The following is a 26285-nucleotide window of genomic DNA, read 5'->3' on the forward strand; positions in this document are numbered from 1 at the left end:
GGGCGATCCCTGATCCGGGGCTGCCCTTCGGCCTGCCCGCCGGCTCCATCCCGACCGGCCCGCACGGAGAAGGAACGCATGAGTTCAGCCATACGACGCGCGCCCGGACGCCTGGTGACCCTGGGCTGCGCGGCCCTGGTGGCCACCAGCCTGGCCGGCTGCGGTTCGGTCAAGTCACTGGCCGGCGGCGGCAGCAGTGCCATCACCCTGGGCACCGTGAACACCACCAGCGTGCTCGACCCGGCCGGCGCGTACGACAACGGTTCCTGGCTGATCCTGGAGAACACCTTCCAGGGGCTGCTCCGGCTCCCGGTCGGCGCCACCACACCGGAGCCGGACGCGGCGCAGTCCTGCTCGTTCAGCGCCGACGCGATGACCTACCACTGCACGCTGCGCCCGAACCTGACCTTCTCCAACGGCCACCCGCTCACCGCGCAGGACGTGGTGTTCTCGATGGACCGGATGAAGAAGATCAACGACCCGAGCGGTCCGGCCGTGCTGTTCTCCACCGTCAAGTCGGTCGAGGCGCAGGGCGACAGCGACGTGGTCTTCCACCTCTCCGAGCCCGACGCCGTGCTGCCCGACAAGCTGGCCAGCGCCGCCGGCTCGATCGTCGACCACAGCGTCTTCCCGGCCGACAAGGAGTTGCCCAACAACCAGCTGGTCGGCTCGGGCCCGTACAAGATCGACTCGGTGGACGAGACCACCAGCGCGGGCGGCGGCAAGGCGCCCAGCAAGATCAGCCTGTCGGCCAACACGAAGTACCAGGGCGACGAGAAGCCGACCACCTCGAAGATCGACGTCCGCTACTTCACCGATCCGGGCCAGCTGAAGAGCGCCCTGGACAGCGGCGCGGTCGACCTGACCGACAACAGCCTCGACCCGAAGGTGGCCGCCCAGCTGCAGGCCGACCAGCTGGCCGGCAAGGGCACCCTCAACGTCACCCCGGTGGACAGCAGCGACAGCGGCTTCATGGTCTTCAACACCAAGGACCAGACCATGGGGCAGCAGGCGGTGCGTCAGGCCATCGCCCAGCTGGTCGACCGCGAGGCGCTCGCCAACGGCGTCTTCGCGAACACCGTCCAGCCGCTCTACTCGCTCGTCCCGCAGGGCATCGCCGGCCACACCACCGCCTTCTTCGACAAGTACGGCCAGCCCGACGTGGCCAAGGCCAAGGTGATCCTGGCCGCCGCGAAGATCCCCACCCCGGTCAGCTTCACCCTCAGCTGGACCGGCTCCGGCGCCGCGGGTGACGAACCGGCCGCGCTGAAGAAGCAGTTGGAGTCGAGCGGGCTGTTCCAGGTGAACACCCAGCAGGTCGCCGACTGGGCGACCTACCAGAAGGGCTGGCAGCAGGGCAGCTACCAGGCCTACACCACCGCCTGGAGCGCCGACTACCCGGACTCCGAGGACTTCGTGGCGCCGCTGGTGGTCGACGGCGGGGCGTTCCACAACGGCTTCGACGACCCGCTGATCAGCCAGCAGCTGCTGCCGCAGAGCCAGCGCCAGGCCGACCGCGCCCAGGCGGCCGGTACCTTCGCCAGCATCCAGAACCAGCTGGCCGTCGACGTGCCGATGCTGCCGCTGGAGCAGAGCAAGGCGCTCTACGTCTCGCGGCAGAACATCACCGGCGTGGAGACCGCGGTGGACTCGACCTCCATCGTCCGGTTCGCCGAGCTCGGCCGCAGCTGACCTGCGCGCAACGGCGCGCAACAGCGCGGAGAAACGTATCGGCGGGGCCGTCCGCAGGAGCGGAGGGCCCCGCCGGTACGGGCCGGAGCAGCGGTCAGGCGGCGCCGGGCCGCACCAGTCCGCTCTCGTAGGCGAAGACCGCGGCCTGTACCCGGTCGCGCAGGCCCAACTTGGTCAGCACATGGCCGACATGGGTCTTGACCGTGGTCTCGCTGACGAACAGCTCGGCGGCGATCTCCGCGTTGGACAGGCCCTTGGCCACCAGCCGCAGCACCTCCATCTCCCGCTCGGTCAGCGTGGTGAGTGCCGGTGAGGGCGCCTCGTCGCCGGAGGGCAGGCGGGTGGCGTACATGTCCAGCAGGCGGCGGGTGATCGAGGGCGCCAGCATCGCGGCGCCGTCGGCCACCACCCGGATCGCCTGCACCAGTTCCTCGGCGGGCACGTCCTTGAGCAGGAACCCGCTGGCGCCGGCCCGCAGTGCCTCCACCACGTACTCGTCCAGGTCGAAGGTGGTCAGCACGAGCACCTTCACCGGGCCGTCGCGGCCGGGCCCCACGATCCGGCGGGTCGCCTCCACCCCGTCCATCCGGGGCATCCGGATATCCATCAGCACCACGTCGGGCTGCAGCGCCCGCACCTGTTCCAGCGCCTGCTGGCCGTCCCCCGCCTCGCCCACCACCACGAGGTCGGCCTCGGCCTCCAGGATCATCCGGAAGCCGGTGCGCAGCAGCGGCTGGTCGTCGACCAGCAGCACACGGATCGTCACCCTAGGACTCCTTGCTCATCGTGCTCATCCGAGCATCCCCCGTGGGATCCTCGACGGTTCGGGCCGCGGGCACCAAGGGCAGCGGCAGGATCGGCAGCGGGTACGGCGGGGGAGTCCCGCCGAACTCCGGGCAGCTGGCCTGATGATCGCACCAGTCGCAGAGCCGGTTGCGGGTGGCCGGGAACTCGCCGGTGGCCACCGCCCGGCTGATCGTCTCCCACAGCGCCAGCAGCTTGCGCTCCACCGAGCGCAGGTCCGCCTCGTCCGGGTCGTAGCTGACCACGTCGCCGCCCCCGCCGAGGTAGACCAGCTGCAGCCGCTTGGGGATCACGCCCTTCCAGCGCCACACCACCAGGGCGTAGAACTTCATCTGGAACATCGCCTTGCCCTCGAAGTCCCGCGAGGGCGCCCGGCCGGTCTTGTAGTCCACCAGCCGCACCTCGCCGGTGGGGGCCACGTCGACCCGGTCGATGTAGCCGCGCAGCTTCAGCCCGGAGTCGAGCACGGTCTCCACGTAGAGCTCGCGCTCCACCGGCTCCAGCCGGGTGGGGTCCTCCAGCCGGAACCACTGGCCCAGCAACTTCTCGGCCTCCGCCAGCCAGCGGGCCAGCTGCTCGCCGACCGCCTCGGTGTCCACCGTCCCGTCGCCGGACGCCGGCGGGAACAGCTCGCCCAGCTCGGGCCGTTCGCCCAGCAGGCGCTCCCACTGCGGGCGCAGCAGCGCCAGCGCCCGCTCGGGGGTGCGCTCGGCGGCCGGGTGGTCGAAGAGCCGCTCCAGCACCGCGTGCACCAGGGTGCCCTTGGTGGCGGCCGGGCTCGGCGGCTCCGGCAGCTTGTCGATCACCCGCAGCCGGTAGAGCAGTGGGCAGGTCAGGAAATCCCCGGCACGGGAGGGGGAGAGGCCACTCGGCGGAACGGCCGGGCGGGCGGTCTCGGTCTGCTGCATACCCAAGACCCTATGGGGTCGGGCCCGCATCCGGGGGCCACGAGCGGGCGGAGCTCCGGAACGCGGTGCCGCGGACCGAAAGGCCGGAAAGCGGGTACAAGGATGACAAGGGGGCAGTCAGGCCATCGTGGTTCGAGATCACGTAGCGTGGGCAGCCTCCCGTCCGCTGTGGCCGGGGGCACGGCGGGGACGACGACCTGAAGGGGTCACGGTGAGCGACACCACGGGGCAGCAGACCTCCCAGCAGCCACAGCAGCCGGCCGGCCCGGACGGGCCGAAGAAGGCCAAGCAGCCGGACCGGCCGACCGGCGCCATCCTGGTGGGCCGCCCCTTCGGCGTGCCGATCTACGTCACCCCCACCTGGTTCCTGATCGCCGCCCTGATCACCTGGCTCTTCGGCGACCAGCTCAGCAACGTGCTGCCGGACCTCGGCTTCACCCGCTACCTGATCGCGCTCTCCTTCGCGATCGCCTTCTACGCCTCCGTCCTGGTCCACGAGCTCGCCCACACCGTGGTGGCGCTGCGCTACAAGCTCGGCGTGCGCCGGATCCAGTTGCAGTTCTTCGGCGGCGTCTCCGAGATCGAGAAGGAGGCCGAGACCCCGGGCCGCGAGTTCTGGCTGGCCTTCGTCGGTCCACTGCTCTCGCTGGTGCTCGGCGGGATCTGCTGGCTCTTCCTGGACCTGGTCGAGCTGGAGACCGTGCCCGGCGTGCTGCTGGCCGGCCTGATGGTCGCCAACCTGGTGGTCGCCGTCTTCAACCTGCTGCCCGGCCTGCCGCTGGACGGCGGGCGGATGCTGCGCGCCGTGGTCTGGGGCATCACCGGGCGCCCGATGACCGGCACCATCGCCGCCGCCTGGGCCGGGCGGGTGCTCGCGCTGGCCGTGCTGTTCGGCCTGCCCGCCATCGCCGCGGCCCAGGACCACGGCCAGCGCAGCGGTGGCCAGTCGCTGCTCGACTCCGCGCTGGCCGCGGTGCTGGCCGTGGTGATCTGGAACGGGGCGGGCGGCGCGGTGCGCAACGCCCGGCTCAAGGAGGCGCTGCCGGGCCTGGCGGTGCGCGGCCTGACCCGCCGGGCCGTCTCGGTGCCCGCCGACACCCCGCTCGCCGAGGCGCTGCGCCGGGCCCGCGAGGCGCAGGCCGGGGCCGTGGTGGTGGCCGACGGGCACGGCGACCCGATCGCGCTGGTCAAGGAGGCCGCGGTGCTCCAGGTCCCCGAGCACCGCAGGCCTTGGGTTGCGGTGGGGCCGCTGGCCCGCTCGCTGGAACCCGGCCTGCGGATCTCGGCCGACCTGGACGGCGAGGAGCTGCTCACCGCGCTGCGCAGCGTGCCCGCCAGCGAGTACCTGGTGGTGGAGGCGGACGGCGCGGTCTACGGGGTGCTGGCCGTCTCCGACGTCGAGCGGCGCCTGAGCGCGGTGCTCACCGGCCGCTGACCGTCCACCGGCCGGCCGCCGGGGTGCGCCGACGGGCGGCGCGGAGCGGTGCGCGGGTCGGGATAGGATTGTCCGCATGTCCGAACCGACCGGTGCCACCCGCAGGCGGGGGCCATTCACGGTCGGGGACCAGGTACAGCTGACCGACCCCAAGGGCCGTCACTACACGTTCACGCTCGAAGCCGGGAAGAACTTCCACACCCACAAGGGTGCGTTCCCCCACGACGAGCTGATCGGTGCCCCCGAGGGCACTGTCGTGCGCACCACGGGGAACGTTCCCTATCTCGCGCTGCGCCCCCTGCTCCCCGACTACGTCCTGTCCATGCCGCGTGGTGCGGCCGTGATCTACCCGAAGGACGCGGGGCAGATCCTGGCCATGGCCGACATCTTCGCCGGCGCCAGGGTGGTGGAGGCGGGTGTCGGCTCCGGTGCGCTGAGCACCTACCTGCTGCGCGCGGTCGGCGACACCGGCATGCTCGCCTCCTACGAGCGCCGCGAGGACTTCGCGGACATCGCCCGCAAGAACGTCGAGCGCTACTTCGGCGGCCCGCACCCGGCCTGGAAGCTCACGGTCGGGGACCTCCAGGACAACCTGGTGGAGTCCGAGGTCGACCGGATCATCCTGGACATGCTGGCGCCCTGGGAGTGCCTGGACGTCGCCGCCAAGGCGCTCGTCCCCGGCGGCCTGATCTGCTGCTACGTGGCCACCACCACGCAGCTCTCGCGCACCGTCGAGGCGCTGCGCGAGCACGGCAACTTCACCGAGCCGCAGTCCTGGGAGACCATGGTCCGCACCTGGCACGTGGAGGGCCTGGCGGTCCGCCCGGACCACCGGATGATCGGCCACACCGGCTTCCTGCTCACCTCCCGTCGGCTCGCCGACGGCGTCGAGCCGCCGCTGCGCCGCCGCCGCCCCGCCAAGGGCGCCTACGGCGAGGACTACGACAACGGGGCACCCGAGCCCACCCTGGCCGAGCGGGCCGCCGCCCGCGCCGCCGCCCGGGAAGCCACCCCGGTGATCGACCAGGACTGACACACCGTCCGCCCGCGGGGCGGCGCTGCCCACCTGTGTGTGGGGAGCGCCGCCCCGCCGGTTTTTGCGGGCGGCCCCGGGCAGCCCCCCGTGCGGGCCCTGGCCCGGTGATGTGCGACGATGCTGCCCACACACGTTCACCCCGGTTGGTGGAGGGGACCTCTTGGCGGACGCAGCGGACGCGGCGCTCGATCTGGCACACACGACCCAGTCGCCCGCGGGCCGGCCGGAACCCGGCGCGGCCGCCCGCTCGGGCCCCTGGAGATGGGGCGCGGTGGCCGCCGCGTGCGCCGCCCTGGTGGCCGGCACGATGGCCGCCGCCCCCGGCGTCGCCCCCACGGCCCGGAGCGCCGCAGGCAGCGCCAGCGGTCGGCCGCACGCCCTGCCGGCCGGCCAGGCGCCGGACGCCGCGCAGGCCCAGCTCCCGTTGGACTGCGGCCCGCTGCCCACCGCGGTCTCGGTCAGCTTCGCCGCCGACCTCGGCGACGGCATCCCGGTCACGGTGGCCGCCGCGCACTGCCAGGCCGGCGGCGGCTCCGCCCCCGACGGTGTCTTCATCCTCGTGGCTGGCCCCGACGGGCACCCCGTCGTGCACGACACCCTGCTGCGCTGGCAGGAGGGCTTCACCGTCACCCGCCTCGCGCTGCGCTCCGACGGCGCCGTCACGGCCCTCGCCAAGGGCTACTCCACGAACGACGTACCGCGCTGCTGCCCGGATCTGAACGTGCAGTTCGACTGGACCCGGCAGGGCGCCGGCTACCAGCGGACCCAGCACGACACCCCGTCGGCCGCAGCCTGACGGGGTGTCAGAAGACTCTTCGGGACGCCCTGTGGGACGCCCTGCGGGCCGGAGCACCGGCGCCGACCTCACGTTCGAACGGCGCCGACCCGACCGAGTGCGCTCCGGCGGGCCGGTGCCCGGCCGGCGGGCCCGCCACCGGCCGGCCCGTTCACTTCACTCCGCGTCCGGGCCGTAGACCTCGACGCGGTCCGCGGCCCGGCGGACGTGGATGCAGTCGCCCGGGCAGTCGCGCACCGAGTCGACCACGTCCTGAAGCAGCGTCAGCGGCACCGGGACGCTCTGACCCGGCTGCTGGCGCAACTCGTCGTCCTCGCCCTTCACATAGGCCAGCCCGTCGATGTCCAGCTCGAAGACCTCCGGTGCGTACTGGACGCAGATCCCGTCACCGGTGCAGAGGTCCTGATCGATCCACACCTCGAGCTGCTCGGCAGCGCCGGTCCCACTGGTCACTGACATCCCACTTCCTGCCGTTCTGATCCGCTGTCCGACGATCCGTCCAGGAGGAACGGTCACGATCGGGTATTGACTCGCTCGACCATACATCCGGCCGCTTTCCCGAGGGGTGCGGTGGGTATCTGGTTGGCAGAGGGGAAGCACACACGGGTGAAGATCGGACACACCCCTTCCGTCTTTCTTGATCTAGGGGTTTACACGACCCCTGGTGCAGGTAGGGTCTGGAAGCATCCCGCTCCCCGGAGGAGGTGAGGACCGTGGCAGCCCACGAAGACGACTACAACCGCAGTGCCGGAAAGCCCGCCCGTGGTTCCGACGAGGCCGCACAGGTCTCGTACCTGGAGCAGGAGATCGCCGTGCTGCGTCGCAAGCTGGCCGACTCTCCGCGCTCTTCGAGGGTTCTCGAAGACCGGATCGTCGAGCTCCAGACCAACCTGGCCGGGGTGACCGCGCAGAACGAGCGGCTCGCCGCCACGCTGCGCGAAGCCCGCGACCAGATCGTCGCCCTGAAGGAGGAGGTCGACCGGCTCGCTCAGCCGCCGGCCGGCTTCGGTACCTTCCTCGCCCAGAACGAGGACGGTACCGCCGACATCTTCACCGGCGGTCGCAAGCTGCGGGTCAACGTCAGCCCCACCATCGAGCTGGACGAGCTGCGCCGTGGGCAGGAGGTCCTGCTCAACGAGGCGCTCAACGTCGTCGACGCCTTCGCCTTCGAGTCGATCGGCGACCTGGTCACCCTCAAGGAGGTGCTGGAGGACGGCGAACGCGCGCTGGTCGTCGGGCACACCGACGAGGAGCGGGTGGTGCGGCTGGCCGAGCCGCTGCGCGAGATCACCCTGCGCCCGGGCGACGCCCTGTTGATGGAGCCGCGCTCCGGCTACGTCTACGAGGTGGTCCCCAAGTCCGAGGTCGAGGAGCTGGTCCTCGAAGAGGTCCCGGACATCGACTACCGGCAGATCGGCGGCCTGAGCAACCAGATCGAGCAGATCCGCGACGCGGTCGAGCTGCCCTACCTGCACGCCGACCTCTTCAAGGAGTACGAGCTGCGCCCGCCCAAGGGGGTGCTGCTCTACGGCCCGCCCGGCTGCGGCAAGACGCTGATCGCCAAGGCGGTGGCCAACTCGCTGGCGAAGAAGGTGGCCGAGGTCACCGGGCGGCCCCAGGGCAAGAGCTACTTCCTCAACATCAAGGGCCCCGAGCTGCTCAACAAGTACGTCGGCGAGACCGAGCGGCAGATCCGCCTGGTCTTCCAGCGGGCTCGGGAGAAGGCCAGCGAGGGCACACCCGTCATCGTCTTCTTCGACGAGATGGAGTCGCTCTTCCGCACCCGTGGCTCCGGCGTCAGCTCGGACGTGGAGAACACCATCGTCCCCCAGCTGCTCGCCGAGATCGACGGCGTGGAGGGCCTGGAGAACGTCATCGTGATCGGCGCCTCCAACCGCGAGGACATGATCGACCCGGCGATCCTGCGCCCGGGCCGGCTCGACGTCAAGATCAAGATCGAGCGTCCGGACGCCGAGGCCGCCAAGGACATCTTCTCCAAGTACCTCAAGAACTCGCTGCCGTTCCACCCCGACGACCTCAAGGAGCACGACGGCTCGGTGGACAGCACCGTCGCCGCCATGATCCAGTCCGTGGTCGAGCGGATGTACGGCGAGACCGAGGAGAACCGCTTCCTGGAGGTCACCTACGCCAACGGTGACAAGGAGGTCCTGTACTTCAAGGACTTCAACTCCGGCGCCATGATCCAGAACATCGTGGACCGGGCCAAGAAGATGGCGATCAAGGACTTCCTCGACCACGGCCAGCGCGGCCTGCGCGTCTCCCACCTGCTCGCCGCCTGCGTGGACGAGTTCAAGGAGAACGAGGACCTCCCGAACACCACCAACCCGGACGACTGGGCCCGGATCTCCGGCAAGAAGGGCGAGCGGATCGTGTTCATCCGCACCCTGGTCACCGGCAAGCAGGGCGCCGAGTCCGGCCGTTCGATCGACACCGTCGCCAACACCGGACAGTACCTCTGACAACGCCAGGCACGACCCGCGGCTGACGGATCCAACGGACCGTCAGCCGCGGTGCACAGCAGGGACGTCGGTGTCCCGCCCGCTAGGGGCGGGGCGACGGGCAAGGAGGGCCGCATGACCGTAAGGCGCGTGATGGGCATCGAGACCGAGTACGGGATCTCCGTACCCGGACACCCCAACGCCAACGCCATGCTCACCTCGTCCCAGATCGTCAACGCCTACGCGGCGGCGATGCACCGGGCGCGCCGCGCCCGCTGGGACTTCGAGGAGGAGAACCCGCTGCGGGACGCGAGGGGATTCGACCTCGCCCGGGAGGTGGCCGACGCGAGCCAGCTCACCGACGAGGACATCGGTCTGGCCAACATCATCCTGACCAACGGGGCCCGCTTCTACGTCGACCACGCCCACCCCGAGTACAGCTCGCCGGAGGTCACCAACCCGCGCGACGCCGTGCTGTGGGACAAGGCCGGCGAGCGCATCATGGCCGAGGCCGCCGCCCGCGCGCTGGAGCTGCCCAACGGGCAGAACATCCTGCTGTACAAGAACAACACGGACAACAAGGGCGCCTCCTACGGCACCCACGAGAACTACCTGATGCAGCGGGCCACCCCGTTCGCCGACATCGTGCGCCACCTCACCCCGTTCTTCGTCTGCCGCCAGGTGGTCACCGGCGCCGGCCGGGTCGGCATCGGCCAGGACGGCTCCGCGAACGGCTTCCAGATCAGCCAGCGCGCCGACTACTTCGAGGTCGAGGTCGGCCTGGAGACCACCCTCAAGCGCCCGATCATCAACACCCGCGACGAACCGCACGCGGACGCCGAGAAGTACCGCCGGCTGCACGTGATCATCGGCGACGCCAACCTCTCGGAGATCTCCACCTACCTCAAGCTCGGCACCACCTCGCTGGTGCTGTCGATGATCGAGGACGGCTTCATCGCCGTCGACCTCGCCGTCGACCAGCCGGTGCGCACCCTGCACCGGGTCTCCCACGACCCCTCGCTGCAGTACCTCATCACACTGCGCAACGGCCGCAAACTCACCGCGGTCCAGTTGCAGATGGAGTACTACGAGCTGGCCCGCAAGTACGTCGAGGACCGCTACGGACACGACGCCGACGAGCAGACCAAGGACGTGCTCTCCCGCTGGGAGGACGTGCTGGGCCGGCTGGAACGCGATCCGATGAGCCTGTCGAAGCAGCTCGACTGGATCGCCAAGAAGGAGCTCCTGGAGGGCTACCGGCAGCGCGACGGGCTCGACTGGGACAACCCCCGGCTGCACCTGGTCGACCTCCAGTACAGCGACGTCCGCGAGGCCAAGGGCCTCTACAACCGCCTGGTCGCCCGGGGCCGCTTCGAGCGCCTGCTGACCGAGGAGGACGTGCTGCGCGCCGTCCACCAGCCCCCCGAGGACACCCGGGCCTACTTCCGCGGCCGCTGCCTGGACCAGTACGCCGAGCACGTCGCCGCGGCCTCCTGGGACTCCGTGATCTTCGACCTGCCGGGGCGCGACTCGCTCCAGCGGGTGCCCACCCTGGAGCCGCTGCGCGGCACCCGCAACCACGTCAAGGAGCTGCTGGACCGCTGCCGCACCGCGGAGGAGCTGGTCCGCTTCCTTTCCGGTGGGTGACTGATCGCTGACGTGGGGTGAAACAGTCCCGGCGGGGAATCATCCAGGTGCGGTCCGAGCGTTCATCAAGGAGCAGGACCGAACGGCGATCCGGCCGTGTCCGCGGCACCCGTGGACACGATCCAAACGGGCAGCGCTAGTCGCCACCCGGTGTATAGGGTCTGAGCAGCAAGCCCGGACCAACGTGCCAGACGAATGCGAGCGGGGTGAGGGACATGGCGACCAAGGACACCGGCGGCGGCCAGCAGCGGGCCAACCGCTCCTCGGACGAGGTCGAGGAGCAGGCCGCGGAGGCGCAGCAGTCCGAGGAGCTCAAGGAGCGCCAGGAGAAGCTGGGCGAGGACGTCGATTCCGTACTGGACGAAATCGACGAAGTACTCGAGTCGAACGCCGAGGACTTTGTCCGGGGATTTGTCCAGAAGGGCGGCGAGTAGTCCGTATCCGAATCGCATTTCGCGGAGCAGTGCCGAAATGCGGTCGGGTATCGGTGAGCGCTGATGCCGTAAAAGAACCGATCGGATGGAACGCGCTGCAGGCGCCCTGTCGTGCCTGCAGCGCGTCCCGTTCTGCCCGCGCCGGCGCCGGGTGCCGGTCTCTTGCGACCGAGCCCGCCGAGCATGTGGATCACGACCACGAAACGGGTAGGGTCCGTGGCATCCTCTGCTTCGCGCGCGGCGCGGCGCTGGGACAGCAATGCGGGACCGGCTCGACGCCCCTCGCCGGGCCGCTGACTACCTGGAAGGAATCGTGTGGAAGCCAACATGAGTGGCACCGGGCGTCTACCGGCTGCCTTCCTGACGCCCGGGTCCTCCTCCTTCGTGGACTTCCTGGCGGCCCACTCGCCCGAGCTGCTGCCCGGACGGCGGGTCCTGCCGGAGGGACTGACGATCGAGGCGCCGCACGGGACGACCATCGTCTCGGCGGTCTTCGAGGGCGGGGTGGTGATCGCCGGTGACCGTCGGGCCACCATGGGCAACGTGATCGCCCAGCGCGACATCGAGAAGGTCTTCCCGGCCGACGAGTACAGCGCGGTCGGCATCGCCGGCACCGCGGGCCTCGCGGTCGAGATGGTCCGGCTGTTCCAGCTGGAACTGGAGCACTACGAGAAGATCGAGGGCACCGTGCTCTCGCTGGAGGGCAAGGCCAACCGGCTGACCTCCATGATCCGGGGCAACCTGGGCATGGCGATGCAGGGCCTGGCCGTGGTGCCGATGTTCGCCGGCTACGACCTGGACCTCGGGCGCGGGCGGATCTTCACCTACGACGTCACCGGCGGCCGCTCGGAGGAGCGCGGCTTCGCCGCGACCGGCTCCGGCTCGGTCTTCGCCCGTGGCTCGCTGAAGAAGCTCTACCGCACCGGGCTGACCGAGGACCAGGCCGCCACCCTGGTGGTCCAGGCCCTCTACGACGCGGCCGACGACGACTCCGCCACCGGCGGGCCCGACCTGGCGCGAGGGATCTTCCCGATCGTCACCCTGATCACCGAGGACGGACTGCGCCGGCTCTCCGAGGACGAGGTGTCCGCGGTCGCGGTCTCCGTCACCGAGCACCGCCGCAGCCAGCCCGACGGCCCGCAGGCCCCGCTCCTCTAGTCCGCCACCCTCCCTCCTTGCCCGCCGTCGGGCGGGAGAGGCCCATCCAGAAGGGGATGACCAGCCGGTGTCCACACCGTTCTACGTCTCGCCGCAGCAGGCCATGGCGGACCGCGCGGAGTACGCCCGCAAGGGCATCGCGCGCGGTCGCAGCGTGGTCGTGCTCACCTACGCCGACGGCATCGTCTTCGTGGCGGAGAACACCTCCCGGGCGCTGCACAAGGTGTCCGAGATCTACGACAAGATCGCCTTCGCCGCGGTCGGTCGCTACAACGAGTTCGAGAACCTGCGGATCGGCGGCGTGCGCTACGCCGATCTGCGCGGCTACTCCTACGACCGGGCCGATGTGACGGCCCGTGGGCTGGCCAACGTCTACGCCCAGACGCTGGGCACCATCTTCTCCTCGACCGGTGAGAAGCCGTACGAGGTGGAGCTGATCGTCGCCGAGGTCGGCCGGGGCGCCGAGGACGACCAGATCTACCGGCTCACCCCCGACGGCTCGGTGGTGGACGAGCGGAACACCGTGGTGGTCGGCGGCAACGCCGACTCGATCGGCACCTACCTGAGCCAGCGTCACCAGGAGGGCCTGGGGCTGGCCGAGGCGCTCAAGCTGGCCGTCGAGTCGCTGGCGCGTGACCCCAACGGCGGCACGCCGCGCATCCTGACCGCCGAGCAGCTGGAGGTGGCGGTGCTGGACCGCAACCGGCCCCAGCAGCGCAAGTTCAAGCGGGTCCTGGGCGCCCAGCTCAGCCGGCTGCTCAGCGGCGACGCGAGCGCCGAGGGCGCGGAAGGCGCGGAAGGCGCGGAAGGCGCCGAGGGGGAGACGGCCGCGGAGGCCTCCTCCGAGGAGTGAGGGCGGCCCCCGCGGTGGGGTGCGGAGCCGATGGCGCCGCACCCCACCGGCGTGCCCGGGTGTGACGGCGCCGGCACGGATCGTGATCCGATTGGCGTGTCCGAAACGGTTTCAGGACCCCGGCAAAAGCGTAAAGTCCAGGCATGGACCGCCGAATTTTCGGGCTGGAGAACGAGTACGGCGTCACGTGTACGTTCCGGGGACAACGGCGTCTGTCTCCGGACGAGGTGGCCAGGTACCTCTTCCGCCGCGTAGTTTCCTGGGGCCGCAGCAGCAATGTCTTCCTGCGCAATGGCGCCCGCCTCTATCTTGACGTCGGTTCGCACCCCGAGTACGCCACCCCGGAGTGTGATGATGTCACCGAGCTGGTGACCCACGACAAGGCGGGCGAGCGGATCCTCGAAGGTCTCCTGGTGGACGCCGAACGGCGGCTGCACGAGGAGGGCATCGCCGGGGACGTCTACCTCTTCAAGAACAACACCGACTCGGCCGGCAACTCCTACGGCTGCCACGAGAACTACCTGGTGGCCCGCCACGGGGAGTTCTCCCGGCTCGCGGACGTGCTGATCCCCTTCCTGGTCACCCGGCAGCTGATCTGCGGTGCCGGCAAGGTCCTGCAGACCCCGCGCGGTGCCGTCTTCTGCGTGAGCCAGCGCGCGGAGCACATCTGGGAGGGCGTCAGCTCGGCCACCACCCGCTCGCGCCCGATCATCAACACCCGTGACGAGCCGCACGCGGACGCCGAGCGGTACCGCCGGCTGCACGTGATCGTCGGTGACTCCAACATGTCGGAGACCACCACGCTGCTCAAGGTGGGCGCCACCGACCTGGTGCTGCGCCTGATCGAGGCCGGTGTGGTGATGCGCGACCTCACCCTGGAGAACCCGATCCGGGCGATCCGCGAGGTCAGCCACGACCTCACCGGGCGCCACCAGGTGCGCCTGGCCAACGGGCGGGAGGCGAGCGCCCTGGAGATCCAGGAGGAGTACTACACCAAGGCGCTGGACTTCGCCGACCGCAAGGGCCTGAACACCGGCACGGTGGCCCGGGTGCTCGAGCTGTGGGGCCGCACGCTGGAGGCGGTGCGCACCGAGGACCTGGCCAAGGCCGGCACCGAGATCGACTGGATCATGAAGTACCAGCTGATCGAGCGCTACCGCGAGAAGCACCAGATGAGCATGTCCAACCCGCGGATCGCCCAGATCGACCTCGCCTACCACGACATCCACCGTCGGCGCGGGCTCTTCTACCTGCTGCAGAACAAGGGCCAGGCGCAGCGGGTGACCACCGACCTGAAGACCTTCGAGGCCAAGTCGGTGCCGCCGCAGACCACCCGGGCCCGGCTGCGCGGCGACTTCATCCGCAAGGCGCAGGAGCAGCGCCGCGACTTCACGGTGGACTGGGTGCACCTGAAGCTGAACGACCAGGCGCAGCGCACGGTCCTGTGCAAGGACCCGTTCCGTTCGGTGGACGAGCGGGTGGAGAAGCTGATCGCGGGCATGTGACGGCTGCTCGGCGGCGGGGAGGTGATCAGGTCGGATGACTGATCACCTCCCCGCCGCATGTCGTCGGCCCGCCTTGCTCCGGTGACGGGGATTCACGGCCTAGGGTGGTCGAGTCCACCGATCCGTAGATGATGTGACCGACAGTGAGGACCACCGTGCGCCGCAGAGCCGGGTTGCTCGTACTGCTGCCGATGCTGGTGCTTGCCGCGTGCAGCAGCGGCACGCCTGCGAAGAGCGGGCCGTCCCCGGCTCCGACCAGCGCCTCGCCGAGTGTGCCGGCCCCGGTGGGCTCGGCCTCGCCGATGCCGATGGTGAGCGGGGAGTTCGGCAAGAAGGCGACCATCACGCTGCCGAGCGGCCAGCCGAGCGGCCAGTTCGTGGTGAGCACGGTGATCGAGGGCGACGGCGCCACGGTCAACAAGGGCGACTGGGTGACGGTGAACTACACCGCCAAGGACTGGACCACCGGCAAGGACGTGCCCAGCTCCTACGACGCGGGTTCCAAGCCGCAGCTCTACCAGGCGGGGCTGGGCCAGCTGGTGCCGGCCTTCGACCAGAGCGTGGTGGGCAAGAAGGTGGGCAGCCGGGTGCTGGTGGTCGCGCCGCCCGCGACGGCCTTCGCCGACAACGGCAACCAGCAGCTCGGGGTCGGCAAGAACGAGACCGTGGTCTTCGCGCTGGACATCACCCAGGCCGTGCCGCAGGACTCGGTGGTCACCGGCACGCCCACCGCGCCGCCCGCGAACATGCCGCAGGTCAAGGACAACGGCAAGGCCGCGCCGACGATCACCATCCCGCCCGGCGAGCCGGCCCCGACCCAGCTGCAGACCTCGGTGCTGATCACCGGGGACGGCAAGCCGGTGCAGTCGGGCCAGACGCTGCTGGTGCAGTACACCGGGGTGCTGTGGAGCAACGGCCAGCAGTTCGACTCGTCCTGGAGCCACGGCGGCGCGCAGGCGCTGCAGATCGGCAACGGCAGTGTGATCGCGGGCTGGGACCAGGGGCTGGTCGGCAAGCCGGTGGGCAGCCGGGTGGAGCTGGTGATCCCGCCCGCGCTCGGCTACAAGGACCAAGCGCAGAACGGCATTCCGGCCAACTCCACGCTGGTCTTCGTGATCGACATCCTGGCGGCCGTCTGACCGGCGGCGGGACCAGGCGGGCGCCGGTCCACCGGGCGGGCGGGAAATTCCGGTGTGTCATGCACACTCGATGAGTGCCCGTGCTCAGGGCGAACTGACATACTGCTGCCGATTCGCACAGCGGCGAGCGACCTGATGGCGAGGATGGGGAGAAATGGCTGAGAATCCACCGGACCCGAGCGAGACCGACGACGGCGTGAGCGGCGCGGTCACCGGCCCGGCGGCGTCGCGGCCGGGTGGCCCGGTGTCGGGAGACGGCGAATCGATCGTCATCCCGCCCTCGGTGCTCAAGCAGCAGGCCGGCTGGACGGCGCCCGGCGAGCGCGTGGCCGCTCCGTCGGCCGGTGCCCAGCCGGAGGAGCCGCAGGTTTTCGCCTCCACGGTGCGCAAGCAGCAGATCTCCGAGGCCGACTACGAGAACGTGGGCGGCGGCGGACGGCTGGGCGCCGTGCTGGGCGTGGTGCTGGCGGTGCTGCTGGTCGGCAGCGGCATCGGCATCTACGTCGTCAACCAGCACAACGACAAGAGCAGCGCCGCGGACTCCGCCACCAGTGCGCCGAGCACCCCGCCCTCGCCCAGCCAGGCGCCGGTGCCGCCGATCAAGGACACCGCCAAGGTGCTGCCGACGGTCTCCGGCGACTTCGGCAAGAAGGCGACCATCACGGTGCCCTCCGAGGCGCCCGACGGCACCTTCGTGGTCAAGCCGATCTCCGAGGGCGACGGCGCCAAGATCAACAAGGGTGACTGGGTCTCCGTCGACTACACCCTGAAGGACTGGCAGAGCGGCAAGGACCTGCAGGGCTCCTACGACCTGGGCAAGCCGCTGCTGCTGCAGCCCGGCACCGGCGGTGTGATCCCGGCCCTGGACTCCAGCCTGGTGGGTCAGAAGGCGGGCAGCCGGGTGCTGATCGTCGCTCCGCCGGCAGCCGCCTTCGGCGACCAGGGCAACCAGGGCATGGGTCTGGCCCCGAAGGACACCCTGGTGCTGGTGGCCGACATCCAGCGGGTGAACGCGCCCGACGCGCGGGTCAGCGGTGACATGACGCCGCCGCCGGCCGACTTCCCGCAGGTGAAGGTGAACGGCGACAAGAAAGCCGACACCATCACCCCGCCGGCCAACGTGACCGACCCGACCGACCTCAAGACCGCCGTGCTGATCCAGGGCAAGGGCCCGAAGATCGCCAACGGCGACCAGGTGCTGGTCCAGTACACCGGCGTGACCCTCAAGGACGGCAAGAAGTTCGACTCCTCGCTCGACAAGGGCCAGGCGTTCAGCTTCGCGGTCGGCGGCGGCAACGTCATCGAGGGCTGGGACAAGGGCGTGGTGGGCCAGAACGTCGGCAGCCGGATCGAGTTGGTGATCCCGGCGTCGATGGCCTACAAGGACCAGCCGCCGGCCGGCAGCGGCATTCCGGCCAACGCCTCGCTCGTCTTCGTGGTCGACATCCTGGACGCGGGGCAGGGTTCCGGCCAGAGCGGATGACAAGATGGGGGCTTCCGGTCCGCGGGGTGACCCGCGGCCGGGCCTGAACTGCACGGGCGGCGGATGCCCGTACGGTGGCTTGTGACCAAGCCGTCGTGCGGCGGATCCGCCGCCGTGCTGTGTGGACGTGACGTGGGGCCGCCGACGGCGGCCGATGAAAAGAGGCAGTTGTGACGCAGAAGACGAAGCCGGAGATCGACTTCCCGGGTGGCGAGGCTCCGGCCGAGCTGCTGATCGAGGACATCGAGGTCGGCACCGGAGCCGAGGCCAAGGCCGGCGCCAACGTCGAGGTGCACTACGTCGGTGTCACCTTCGAGACCGGCGAGGAGTTCGACGCCAGCTGGAACCGTAACTCGACCTTCCGCTTCCCGCTGGGCGGCGGCCGGGTCATCAAGGGCTGGGACCAGGGCGTGCAGGGCATGAAGGTCGGTGGCCGCCGCAAGCTGACCATCCCGGCCCACCTGGGCTACGGGAAGCAGTCGCCGACCCCGCTGATCCCGCCGAACTCGACGCTGATCTTCGTGGTCGACCTCATCTCGGTCTGATCCCGTTCCGGCGCCGGCCGCACCCTGCCACCAGCAGGCGCGGCCGGCGCCGTTCGCTTCTCCTGACGCGCCGCGCGATCTCGGCTTTCGCCGCAGGTCCCGCACCCGGTACGGTCAGGGTCGCCGGGCCCGGAAGATCGGGGCTGGCCCCGCGCTCGGCGCGGCCGACAGCGGATATCGGAAGGGTCAGCGATGGCGATCGCCAAGGCAGAGCGGCTGATGAATCTCGCCCTGTGCCTGATGAACACCAGAAGGCCGCTCTCCAAGCGGGAACTGCGGGAGTCCGTCGAGGCCTATCGGGAGGCCTGGCAGTCCGGCAGCGAGGACGCCTTCAACCGGATGTTCGAGCGGGACAAGGACGACCTGCGCGAGCTGGGCCTGGTGATCGACGTCGACGAGAACACCCTGGACGGCGAGGCCGGCTACCTGGCCCGGCGCGACCGCAACCGGCTGCCGGAGATCGCGCTGGACGCCGAGGAGGCCGCCGCGCTGAGCCTGGCGGCCCGGGTCTGGCAGCAGGCCAGGCTCTCCGGTGCGGCCAGCGGCGCGTTGCAGAAGCTGCGCGCGGCCGGCGTGCCGTTCACCGAGGACGCCGCCGAGGGCCGCACCGCGCTGGAGCCCACCATCCCGGCGCGCGAGGCCGCCTTCGAGCCGCTGCTGCTCGCCGCCCGCGACCGGCGCCCGGTCGCCTTCGACTACCGCAAGGCCGGCGCCGCCGTCACCGAGCCGCGCTCGGTGGAGCCCTGGGCGCTGGAGTGCTGGCGCGGCCACTGGTACCTGGCCGGCTGGGACCGCGACCGCGGCGCGGTGCGGGTCTTCCGGCTCAGCCGGATCACCGGCAAGGTCCGCTCCCGGGCGGCGGCCTTCACCGCGCCGGTGCCCGAGCACGTGGACGTCCGTGCCTACGTGGCCACCTTCGCCGGCGAGGGCGCCACCGCCTCGGCCACCGTGCGGCTGCGCCGCGGGGCGGGCTTCCCGCTGCGCACCAAGGCGCTGGCCACCCGTCAGCTGGACGCCGACTGGGACGAGTTGGAGATCCCCTACGGCCACGGGCTGGGTGCCAACCTGGCCGAGTACGGGCCCGACCTGGTGGTGCTGGCGCCCGAGGAGTTGCGTGCCGAGGTCGTCGACCGGCTGCGCGCGGTGGCGGGGCTGCCGCCGCTCGCCCCGCCCGGTCGCACCGGTGCCGGTGCGTCCGCCGTTTCCGCTGTCGACACCGTCGAAGGAGCCTGAGGGTGAGCAACGCCATCGACCAGACCCGGCGGATGCTCTCGCTGGTCACCTACCTGCGCGAGCGCCCCGGTGCGGAGGTCGCCGAGGTGGCCCGGGCCTTCGGGATCACCGAGCGCGAGCTGATCGCCGACCTGAACGTGCTGCCGATGTGCGGCACCAGCTTCCGCGGCGGCGACCTGCTGGACATCGACACCGACGGTGAGCGGATCTGGTGGCACAACGTCGACGACGTGGCCCAGCCGCTGCGGCTGGCCGCCGACGAGGCCACCGCGCTGCTGGTGGCCGCCCGGGCGGTGGCCGGTCTGCCGGGCCTGCGCGAGCGGGACCGCCAGGCGCTCACCCGGGCCGTCGCCAAGATCGAGAACGCGGCGGGGGAGAGCGCCGAGGGCAGCGCCCGGGTCGGGGTGACCTTCGAGGCCGAGGGCCAGGTCTTCGCCGACATCGACCGCGCGCTCAGCGAGGGCCGGCGGATCTGGCTGCGCTACTACTCGCACGGGCGCGGCGGCATGACCGAGCGTGAGGTCGACCCGATCCGGCTGCTGACGGAGGGTCACACCTACCTGGACGGCTGGTGCCGCACCTCCGAGGACCGCCGGCTCTTCCGGCTGGACCGGGTCGCCGAGATCAGGATCCTCGACGAGCCGGCCGATCCGCCCCGGCTGGAGCCGCGCGACCTCTCCCAGGGCCTGGTCAACCCGGCCGCCGACGACCCCGAGGTGGTGGTCGAGGTCGGCCCCGGCGGGCGCTGGGTGGCCGAGTACTACACGCACGACCTGGCCGAGGAACTGCCGGACGGCGGCCTGCGGATCACCCTGCGCAGCTCGGACCCCTCGGGCCTGCGCACGCTGGCGCTGCGACTGGGCCGCGACGGGCGGATCGTGGCACCCGGGCCGCTGGCCGAGCAGGCCAGGGCCGCCGCGCTCGCGGCGCTGGCCGGGTACCCGGAGCAGCCGTGAGCGCCGACACCGCTGCGACGGCCGACACCGCTGCGACCGCCGACGCCGCGGAGACGACGGCCGACACCCGGTTCAAGGTCTACTGCTCGCAGTGCCGGGAGAAGGTGGAACTGGCCGCGGCCGAGTTCCGCCTGGCGCTCGGGCGGACCAAGGAGCGCACCTTCTACAGCTTCACCTGCCCCGCCTGCGGGGCTGCGGTGCGCAAGCCGGCCGGGGAGAAGATCGTGGCGGCGCTGACCGGTGCGGGGGTCTCCACCATCCGCCTGCTCCAGGCGGTGGACGGATGACCGGGACCTGGGTGCTGATGGGCGCGGTGGGTCTGGCCACCGCCGGGCTGCTGGTGCTGGGGGTGCTCGGGATGCGGCTGTGGCTGGATGTCCGGAGCCTGGCCAAGCAGGTCGACGGCGCCGCGCAGGCGCTGACCGGCGCGGCCGAGGAACTGGGCGAGAGCGTCGAGAGCGTGCGCCGCTGAGGCCGCGGCCGGTGCCGACCACCTCGCGGGTGCCCCGCGGCCGCCCAAACTTCACCCGTGGGTGAGCCGGGGGTCTCCTGCCGCCGCAGCGCGCGGGTTAGGCTCTCACCGTGGCGCCGGGTGTACCCGCGGGCCGCGTCGTCCCGTCCAGCAGCGGCCGGGGTCCAGTCGGGCCCGGACAACCGCGCCGAGTCAGAAGGTAGTCGTCCATGGGCAGGATCCTGGCGTTCCTGGTGATCATCCTGATGGCGGCGGTCTTCTTCGGCGGCAAGCGGCTGCCCGATCTGGCCCGCGCCCTGGGACGGTCACTGCGGATCCTGAAGAGCGAGACCGCCGCCCTGCGCGAGGAGTTCGACAAGGAAGCGAAGCCGCCGGTCGCGCCGCCGCAGGCCGACCCGGCACTGACCATCAAGGCCGCACCCGGTGATTCCTCCACCGCGCGGCCGGCCACCGAGCAGCGAACCGGCCGCACGCGTTGAGCGGGCGACCGGTCCACCCAGTGGCCGCCGCCCGGCGCGCCATGACGCACGAGTTTGAGGACCGGGGTTGAGCAAGTCTTCCAAGCCGCCCAAGCACGATGACGGACGGATGTCCCTGGGCGACCACCTGCGTGAGCTGCGCAACCGGCTGGTCAAGTCGGTCCTGGCGATCGTGCTCTGCACGATCGTGGCGGCGTACTTCAAGAACGAGCTGCTGCACTTCCTGATGCGGCCGCTGCCGGAGTGCGGGCCCGACGGCAAGCCGCTGCCCGGGATCAAGCACTGCGCCAAGGTGGCGGTGATCGGTGTCACCCAGCCCTTCAACCTCACCCTGAAGGTCTGTCTGCTGGCCGGCCTGGTGGCCACTGTCCCGATCTGGCTCTACCAGGCCTGGGCCTTCATCTCGCCCGGCCTGCACCGGCACGAGAAGCGCTACACGCTGACCTTCCTGGGGCTGGGCACCCCGCTCTTCCTCGGCGGCGTCGCCTGCGGCTACCTGCTGATGCCGACCACCATCGAGGTGCTGGGCTCGTTCACCCCGATCGGCGCGGAGCAGATCCTGCCGGTCGAGGACTACCTCAACATCGCCACCCGGATGCTGCTGGTCTTCGGCTTGGCCTTCGAGTTCCCGCTGCTGCTGGTGATGCTCAACCTGGGCGGAGTGCTCTCCGGCAAGCGGATGCTCGGCTGGTGGCGCGCCATGGTCATGGCGATCACGGTCTTCGCCGCCGTCGCCACGCCCAGCGCCGACCCGGTCAGCATGCTGGCGCTGGCCTCGCCGATCTGGGTGCTCTACTTCGTGGCGGTGGGCTTCGCCCTGCTCAACGACCGCCGCCGGCTGCGCCGCAACCCGGATGCCGCCCTGTCGGACGAGGAGGCCTCGCACCTGGACCTGTCGGTCGAGGGCGTCGAGGGCGCGGAGTCGGTCGCCGCCTCGGCCCCCGCCGTCGCCTCGGCTGCGCCGGTGGCCTCCGTCCCGCCCGCGCGCGGCGAGCAGGTGGACGACGACATCACCTGACGGACGCCCGGCCCTCGCTGTGCCGCATGCCCCGGACCGCTGCCGCGGACCGGGGCATGCGCATGTCCGGACCCCGGAGGACCTTGGCACGGTGAAGGCAATGTGACATATTACTGGTGTGCTCACGAGACCATCCCATGACGTCGTGGTGATCGGTGCCGGCATCGTCGGCGCCGCCTGCGCGTACTACGCGGCCCGCGCCGGCCTGTCCGTCGGCGTGGTCGACCGCGGACCGGTCGCGGGCGGGACCACCGGTGCGGGCGAGGGCAATCTGCTCCTCTCCGACAAGGCGCCGGGCCCCGAGCTCGACCTCGCCCGGCTCTCCGCCCGACTCTGGCGCGAGTTGGCCGAGGAGCTGCCCGCAGCGATCGAGTACGAGGCCAAGGGCGGCCTGGTGGTGGCCGCCGAGCCGGCCGGGCAGCAGGCGCTGCGCGCCTTCGCGGCCAGGCAGGCAGCGGCCGGGGTGCGGGCCGAGGAGGTCGCCGCCGATCGGCTGGCCGACCACGAGCCGCACCTGGCCCCGGGGCTGGCCGGTGGCTTCCACTACCCCGAGGACGCCCAGGTGCAGCCCGCCCTGGCCGCGGCGCACCTGCTGCGCGAGGCACGCCGGGCCGGTGCCGTCTTCTACCCCGGCGAGCGGGTGACGGCCCTGCTGCTCGACCCGGCGGCCGGTCGGTCCGGCACGCCGGGTGTGCGTGGCGTGCGCACCGCCCGGCGCGAGCTGGCGGCGGGCGCGGTGGTCAATGCGGCGGGCACCTGGGGCGGGGAGGTGGCCGCGCTGGCCGGGGTGCGCCTGCCGGTGCTGCCCCGGCGCGGCTTCGTCCTGGTCACCGAGCCGCTGCCGCGGGTGGTGCGGCACAAGGTCTACGCCGCCGACTACGTGGCGGACGTGGCCAGTGGGTCGGCCGCGCTGCAGAGCTCCGCCGTGGTGGAGGGCACCCCGGGCGGCCCGGTCCTGATCGGCGCCACCCGGGAGCGGGTCGGCTTCGACCGGACGGTCTCCGTCGAGGCGCTGCAGCGGCTGGCCGCCCAGGCCACCGCGCTCTTCCCGGTGCTGGCCGGGGTGCGGGTGCTGCGCGCCTACCGGGGGTTCCGCCCCTACCTGCCGGACCACCTGCCCGCGATCGGCGCGGACCCCCGGGCGCCCGGCCTCTACCACGCCTGCGGTCACGAGGGCGCTGGCATCGGCCTGGCGCCGGCCACCGGGCTACTGATCGCCGACCAGCTGACCGGGCGGCGGGCGGTGGATCGCGCGGGGGTCGACCTTGCGGCGCTCCGGCCCGAGCGCTTCGACGACTGACCGCCGACCGCCTGCCCTGCCCTGCTCGCCTGCCCTGCCCGTCCCGTTCCCGTCCGCCCTGATCCTGTCCGCCGCTCCTGTCCGCCCCCTGCGCAGAACGGACCCCGCCCATGCGCCGTCCCCGCCCTGGTCCCCGCACTCCCGCCGCGCTGGTCGCGGCGACCCCGGGGCCGGCCCACACCATCGAGTTCGACGGCCGGACGATCCCCGCGCTGCCGGGCCAGAGCATCGCCGCCGCACTCTGGGCGCAGGGCATCGTGGCCTGGCGCACCACCCGGGTGGGCGGCCGGCCGCGCGGGGCCTTCTGCGGGATCGGCGCCTGCTACGACTGCCTGGCCACTGTCAACGGCCGGCCCAACCAGCGCACCTGTCTGCTCCCGGCCGCGCCCGGCGACACCGTCACGACGCAGGAAGGGCACGGCCATGCCGAACTCGCCGTCTGAGCCGTCTGAGCCGTCCGGGTCGACGGGTGTCGCGGCCGGCGGCGCCGGCTACGACCTCGCCGTCGTCGGCGCCGGCCCCGCGGGGCTCGCCGGGGTGGTGGCCGCCGCCGACCGGGGCCTGCGCTGCGTGCTGCTGGACGCGGGCGGCGGTCTCGGTGGCCAGTACTACCGTCACCCCGCCGCCGAGCTGCGGGCCGCCCGCCCCGACCGGCTGCACCACCACTGGTCGACCTTCACGGCGCTGTCCCGGCGGCTGGCGGAGCACCGCGAAGCCGGGCGGGTCGAGGTCCGGTTGCGGCACCACGTCGTGCTGGTGCAAGGAGTGCCGCTGCCGGGAGCGCCGCCGGTGTCCGGGGCGTCGACGGGGTGGCGCCTGCACACGAGTTCCGGTGTCGAGTCCGGGGCCGGGAGCACCGGCCGGGTCGACGCCCGTGCGGTGCTGCTGGCCACCGGAGCCTACGAGCGCCAGCTGCCCTTCCCCGGCTGGACGCTGCCCGGGGTGGTCACCGCCGGCGGGGCGCAGGCGATGCTCAAGGCCGGCCTGGTGCTGCCGGGCCGGCGCATCGTGGTGGCCGGCAGCGGGCCGCTGCTGCTCGCGGTGGCCGCCTCGCTGGCCGCCGCCGGGGCCGAGGTGCCCGCGCTGCTGGAGGCGGGCGGTTACCTCGGGTACGCCCGGAGCCCCGGCACGCTCGCCGCGGTCCCCGGCAAGCTGGCCGAGGGCGTCGTGCACGGTGCCGCGCTGGCCCGGCACGCCGTGCGTCCGCGCACCGCCCACGCCGTGATCGAGGCGCACGGCACCGACCGGGTGCGCGCCGTCACGGTGGCCAGGCTGGACCGTACCTGGCGTCCGCTGCCCGGCACCGAGCGGCGGATCGCCTGCGACGCGCTGGCCGTCGGGCACGGTCTGGTGCCGCAGCTGGAGCTGGCCACCGAGCTGGGCGCGGCCACCAGGACCGTGCCGGACGGCACCCTGGCGCTGCGGGTCGACGCCGGCCAGCGCACCACCGTGCCCGGCCTCTGGGCGGCGGGGGAGACCTGCGGGGTGGGCGGCGCGGAACTCGCGCTGGCCGAGGGCGAACTGGCTGCGGCGACGATCGCCGGCCAGCAGCCGCCCGCCGCGCTGCTGGCCCGGCGCCGGCGACTGCGCGCCTTCGCCGAGCTGATGGCGGCCGTCCACCGGCCCGGGCCCGGCTGGACGGGCTGGCTCTCCCCGGAGACCGAGGTCTGCCGCTGCGAGGAGGTGCCGCTGGCCCGGATCACCGAGGCGGTCCAGGAGCTGGGCGCCGGTGACGCCCGCACCGTCAAGCTGCTCACCAGGGCCGGGATGGGCTGGTGCCAGGGCCGGATGTGCGGTCCGGCCGTCGCCTGCCTGGCCGGTGCCGGTGCCGGTGCCGGTGCTGGTGCCGGGGCTGAGGAGCCGGCTGCCGACCGTCGGCCGTTCTCCTGTCCGGTGCGGCTCGGTGACCTGGCGGAGCTGCCGTCGGACTGATCCACCGGGGACGCGAACACCGGGAGCGCCCCCTTGCACGATCTCGTTCCCCCTTCATAAAATGTCACACCTCACCAAGGAGTCGCTCGTGACCCACCCCCAGCACGATCGCACCCGTCCGTGGCGCGGCATCATGGTCGCCACCGCGCTGCCACTGCGCCCGGACCTTTCCGTCGACTACGACGCCTTCGCCGAGCACGTCCAGCGCCTGATCGCGGCCGGCTGCGACGGCGTGGTCCCCAACGGCTCGCTCGGCGAGTACCAGACGCTCACCGCCGAGGAGCGCGCCAGAGTCGTCACCACCGCCGTCGAGGCGGCGGGCGACGGCGCCCGGGTGATGCCGGGCGTGGCGGCGTACGGCGGCGCGGAGTCCCGGCGCTGGACCGAGCAGGCCGCCGAGGCCGGCGCCGGGTCGGTGCTGCTGCTGCCGCCCAACGCCTACCGGGCCGACGCCGCCGCCGTGCGCGCGCACTACGCCGAGGTGGCCAAGGTCGGCCTGCCGGTGGTGGCGTACAACAACCCGTACGACACCAAGGTCGACCTCACTCCCGAGCTGCTGGCCGAACTGCACGGCGAGGGCAGCATCGTGGCCGTCAAGGAGTTCAGCGGCGATGTCCGGCGGGCCTACGAGATCGCCGAGCTGGCGCCGGGGCTGGACCTGCTGATCGGCGCGGACGACGTGCTGCTCGAACTCGCGCTGGCCGGGGCGGTGGGCTGGATCGCCGGCTACCCGAACGCGCTGCCCGAGGCCTCGGTCGCGCTCTACCGGGCCGCCGTCGCCCACGACCTGGCCACCGCGCTGCCGCTCTACCGGGCGCTGCACCCGCTGCTGCGCTGGGACTCCAAGACCGAGTTCGTCCAGGCGATCAAGCTCTCGATGGACATCGCCGGGCTGCCCGGCGGGCCCACCAGGCCGCCGCGCGGACCGCTGCCCGCGCAGGTCGAGGCCGCCGTCCGGGCTGCGACCGAGAAGGCGCTCGCGGAGGGCCTGAGCTAGGGCC

The 26285-nt window shown here is 71.9% G+C and carries 27 protein-coding genes; 23 read left to right on the forward strand and 4 right to left on the reverse strand.

Annotated features, from left to right (window positions below; genetic code table 11):
- Positions 1-78 precede the first annotated feature (78 nt).
- Positions 79-1692 (forward strand): ABC transporter substrate-binding protein, encoded by a 1614-nt coding sequence (locus tag OG294_RS31840; protein ID WP_327070013.1) that lies wholly within the window; start codon positions 79-81, stop codon positions 1690-1692.
- A gap of 94 nt (positions 1693-1786) precedes the next feature.
- Here OG294_RS31840 and OG294_RS31845 read toward each other — a convergent pair whose 3' ends face one another.
- On the reverse strand, positions 1787-2458 hold the full coding sequence (locus OG294_RS31845) for a response regulator transcription factor (RefSeq protein WP_327070014.1): 672 nt from the start codon (positions 2456-2458) through the stop codon (positions 1787-1789).
- 1 nt (position 2459) lies between these two features.
- On the reverse strand, positions 2460-3404 hold the full coding sequence (locus tag OG294_RS31850; protein WP_327070015.1) for a RecB family exonuclease: 945 nt from the start codon (positions 3402-3404) through the stop codon (positions 2460-2462).
- Positions 3405-3615: 211 nt separating this feature from the next.
- On the opposite strand from OG294_RS31850, the gene OG294_RS31855 reads away from it, so the two are divergent.
- The 3 genes from OG294_RS31855 (at position 3616) to OG294_RS31865 (ending at position 6671) form a co-directional block, all read left to right on the forward strand.
- Positions 3616-4839 (forward strand): site-2 protease family protein, encoded by a 1224-nt coding sequence (locus tag OG294_RS31855; RefSeq protein ID WP_327070016.1) that lies wholly within the window; start codon positions 3616-3618, stop codon positions 4837-4839.
- A gap of 76 nt (positions 4840-4915) precedes the next feature.
- Positions 4916-5872, forward strand: a complete 957-nt coding sequence (locus OG294_RS31860; RefSeq protein ID WP_327070017.1) for a tRNA (adenine-N1)-methyltransferase — start codon at positions 4916-4918, stop codon at positions 5870-5872.
- 163 nt (positions 5873-6035) lie between these two features.
- Entirely contained in the window at positions 6036-6671 is a 636-nt protein-coding gene (locus OG294_RS31865; protein ID WP_327070018.1) for a hypothetical protein, read from the forward strand.
- A gap of 156 nt (positions 6672-6827) precedes the next feature.
- Here OG294_RS31865 and OG294_RS31870 read toward each other — a convergent pair whose 3' ends face one another.
- Positions 6828-7130 (reverse strand): ferredoxin, encoded by a 303-nt coding sequence (locus tag OG294_RS31870; RefSeq protein WP_327070019.1) that lies wholly within the window; start codon positions 7128-7130, stop codon positions 6828-6830.
- Between the two features lie 254 nt (positions 7131-7384).
- On the opposite strand from OG294_RS31870, the gene arc reads away from it, so the two are divergent.
- From arc to pafA, 6 genes are all read left to right on the forward strand, one after another.
- Entirely contained in the window at positions 7385-9151 is a 1767-nt protein-coding gene (arc, locus tag OG294_RS31875) for a proteasome ATPase (protein WP_327070020.1), read from the forward strand.
- Positions 9152-9265: 114 nt separating this feature from the next.
- The gene (gene dop, locus OG294_RS31880; RefSeq protein WP_327070021.1) at positions 9266-10777 is read left to right on the forward strand and encodes a depupylase/deamidase Dop; all 1512 of its coding nucleotides are present in this window, start codon (positions 9266-9268) and stop codon (positions 10775-10777) included.
- A 215-nt stretch (positions 10778-10992) separates the two neighbouring features.
- Positions 10993-11211: a ubiquitin-like protein Pup gene (locus OG294_RS31885; protein ID WP_327070022.1), complete on the forward strand. Its 219-nt coding sequence runs from the start codon at positions 10993-10995 to the stop codon at positions 11209-11211.
- Between the two features lie 315 nt (positions 11212-11526).
- Complete coding sequence (gene prcB / locus OG294_RS31890; protein WP_327070023.1) at positions 11527-12369, forward strand: proteasome subunit beta; 843 nt, start codon at positions 11527-11529, stop codon at positions 12367-12369.
- Positions 12370-12436: 67 nt separating this feature from the next.
- Positions 12437-13222 carry a proteasome subunit alpha gene (gene prcA, locus OG294_RS31895; protein ID WP_327070024.1) on the forward strand — a complete coding sequence of 262 codons (786 nt, stop codon included), beginning with the start codon at positions 12437-12439 and terminating at the stop codon, positions 13220-13222.
- Between the two features lie 143 nt (positions 13223-13365).
- Positions 13366-14727, forward strand: a complete 1362-nt coding sequence (gene pafA / locus OG294_RS31900) for a Pup--protein ligase (RefSeq protein ID WP_327070025.1) — start codon at positions 13366-13368, stop codon at positions 14725-14727.
- 25 nt (positions 14728-14752) lie between these two features.
- On the opposite strand, the gene OG294_RS31905 is transcribed toward pafA, so the two are convergent.
- Positions 14753-15058, reverse strand: a complete 306-nt coding sequence (locus OG294_RS31905; RefSeq protein WP_327070026.1) for a hypothetical protein — start codon at positions 15056-15058, stop codon at positions 14753-14755.
- Between OG294_RS31905 and OG294_RS31910 the strand changes: the two genes are divergently transcribed.
- The 13 genes from OG294_RS31910 to OG294_RS31970 all read left to right on the forward strand — a co-directional run bounded on the left by OG294_RS31910 (position 15036) and on the right by OG294_RS31970 (position 26281).
- Positions 15036-15866: an FKBP-type peptidyl-prolyl cis-trans isomerase gene (locus OG294_RS31910; RefSeq protein WP_327071740.1), complete on the forward strand. Its 831-nt coding sequence runs from the start codon at positions 15036-15038 to the stop codon at positions 15864-15866. The two genes, OG294_RS31905 and OG294_RS31910, sit on opposite strands and share 23 nt — an antisense overlap.
- Before the next feature lie 154 nt (positions 15867-16020).
- Entirely contained in the window at positions 16021-17349 is a 1329-nt protein-coding gene (locus OG294_RS31915) for an FKBP-type peptidyl-prolyl cis-trans isomerase (RefSeq protein WP_327070027.1), read from the forward strand.
- A gap of 170 nt (positions 17350-17519) precedes the next feature.
- On the forward strand, positions 17520-17894 hold the full coding sequence (locus OG294_RS31920; protein ID WP_327070028.1) for an FKBP-type peptidyl-prolyl cis-trans isomerase: 375 nt from the start codon (positions 17520-17522) through the stop codon (positions 17892-17894).
- A 192-nt stretch (positions 17895-18086) separates the two neighbouring features.
- Complete coding sequence (locus OG294_RS31925; RefSeq protein ID WP_327070029.1) at positions 18087-19127, forward strand: helix-turn-helix transcriptional regulator; 1041 nt, start codon at positions 18087-18089, stop codon at positions 19125-19127.
- 32 nt (positions 19128-19159) lie between these two features.
- Complete coding sequence (locus OG294_RS31930; protein ID WP_327071741.1) at positions 19160-20083, forward strand: helix-turn-helix transcriptional regulator; 924 nt, start codon at positions 19160-19162, stop codon at positions 20081-20083.
- Positions 20080-20370, forward strand: a complete 291-nt coding sequence (locus tag OG294_RS31935; protein ID WP_327070030.1) for a hypothetical protein — start codon at positions 20080-20082, stop codon at positions 20368-20370. Before OG294_RS31930 ends, OG294_RS31935 begins: the two co-directional genes overlap by 4 nt.
- A complete protein-coding gene (locus tag OG294_RS31940) occupies positions 20367-20555 on the forward strand; it encodes a hypothetical protein (protein WP_327070031.1) in 189 nt (62 codons plus the stop codon). Before OG294_RS31935 ends, OG294_RS31940 begins: the two co-directional genes overlap by 4 nt.
- 209 nt (positions 20556-20764) lie before the next feature.
- The gene (locus OG294_RS31945) at positions 20765-21034 is read left to right on the forward strand and encodes a twin-arginine translocase TatA/TatE family subunit (protein WP_327070032.1); all 270 of its coding nucleotides are present in this window, start codon (positions 20765-20767) and stop codon (positions 21032-21034) included.
- 67 nt (positions 21035-21101) lie between these two features.
- On the forward strand, positions 21102-22052 hold the full coding sequence (tatC, locus tag OG294_RS31950) for a twin-arginine translocase subunit TatC (protein WP_327070033.1): 951 nt from the start codon (positions 21102-21104) through the stop codon (positions 22050-22052).
- Between the two features lie 118 nt (positions 22053-22170).
- A complete protein-coding gene (locus OG294_RS31955; protein ID WP_327070034.1) occupies positions 22171-23352 on the forward strand; it encodes an NAD(P)/FAD-dependent oxidoreductase in 1182 nt (393 codons plus the stop codon).
- Positions 23353-23462: 110 nt separating this feature from the next.
- Positions 23463-23795: a (2Fe-2S)-binding protein gene (locus OG294_RS31960; RefSeq protein WP_327070035.1), complete on the forward strand. Its 333-nt coding sequence runs from the start codon at positions 23463-23465 to the stop codon at positions 23793-23795.
- Positions 23776-25284 (forward strand): NAD(P)/FAD-dependent oxidoreductase, encoded by a 1509-nt coding sequence (locus tag OG294_RS31965; protein ID WP_327070036.1) that lies wholly within the window; start codon positions 23776-23778, stop codon positions 25282-25284. Before OG294_RS31960 ends, OG294_RS31965 begins: the two co-directional genes overlap by 20 nt.
- Positions 25285-25417: 133 nt before the next feature.
- Positions 25418-26281: a dihydrodipicolinate synthase family protein gene (locus OG294_RS31970; RefSeq protein WP_327071742.1), complete on the forward strand. Its 864-nt coding sequence runs from the start codon at positions 25418-25420 to the stop codon at positions 26279-26281.
- Positions 26282-26285 lie beyond the last annotated feature (4 nt).

This window comes from Kitasatospora sp. NBC_01302 (assembly GCF_035976515.1).
In the GTDB taxonomy this organism is placed as follows: Bacteria; Actinomycetota; Actinomycetes; order Streptomycetales; family Streptomycetaceae; genus Kitasatospora.

Coding starts and splice junctions, on each gene's coding strand:
- OG294_RS31945 (WP_327070032.1), top strand. CDS start 20,765: ATGGGCAGGATCCTGGCGTTCCTGGTGATCATCCTGATGGCGGCGGTC.
- OG294_RS31940 (WP_327070031.1), top strand. CDS start 20,367: ATGACCGGGACCTGGGTGCTGATGGGCGCGGTGGGTCTGGCCACCGCC.
- OG294_RS31870 (WP_327070019.1), bottom strand. CDS start 7,130: ATGTCAGTGACCAGTGGGACCGGCGCTGCCGAGCAGCTCGAGGTGTGG.
- OG294_RS31915 (WP_327070027.1), top strand. CDS start 16,021: ATGGCTGAGAATCCACCGGACCCGAGCGAGACCGACGACGGCGTGAGC.
- OG294_RS31910 (WP_327071740.1), top strand. CDS start 15,036: ATGGTGAGCGGGGAGTTCGGCAAGAAGGCGACCATCACGCTGCCGAGC.
- OG294_RS31965 (WP_327070036.1), top strand. CDS start 23,776: ATGCCGAACTCGCCGTCTGAGCCGTCTGAGCCGTCCGGGTCGACGGGT.
- pafA (WP_327070025.1), top strand. CDS start 13,366: ATGGACCGCCGAATTTTCGGGCTGGAGAACGAGTACGGCGTCACGTGT.
- OG294_RS31960 (WP_327070035.1), top strand. CDS start 23,463: ATGCGCCGTCCCCGCCCTGGTCCCCGCACTCCCGCCGCGCTGGTCGCG.
- OG294_RS31885 (WP_327070022.1), top strand. CDS start 10,993: ATGGCGACCAAGGACACCGGCGGCGGCCAGCAGCGGGCCAACCGCTCC.
- OG294_RS31840 (WP_327070013.1), top strand. CDS start 79: ATGAGTTCAGCCATACGACGCGCGCCCGGACGCCTGGTGACCCTGGGC.
- dop (WP_327070021.1), top strand. CDS start 9,266: ATGACCGTAAGGCGCGTGATGGGCATCGAGACCGAGTACGGGATCTCC.
- OG294_RS31970 (WP_327071742.1), top strand. CDS start 25,418: ATGGTCGCCACCGCGCTGCCACTGCGCCCGGACCTTTCCGTCGACTAC.
- OG294_RS31925 (WP_327070029.1), top strand. CDS start 18,087: ATGGCGATCGCCAAGGCAGAGCGGCTGATGAATCTCGCCCTGTGCCTG.
- OG294_RS31930 (WP_327071741.1), top strand. CDS start 19,160: ATGCTCTCGCTGGTCACCTACCTGCGCGAGCGCCCCGGTGCGGAGGTC.
- OG294_RS31850 (WP_327070015.1), bottom strand. CDS start 3,404: ATGCAGCAGACCGAGACCGCCCGCCCGGCCGTTCCGCCGAGTGGCCTC.
- OG294_RS31860 (WP_327070017.1), top strand. CDS start 4,916: ATGTCCGAACCGACCGGTGCCACCCGCAGGCGGGGGCCATTCACGGTC.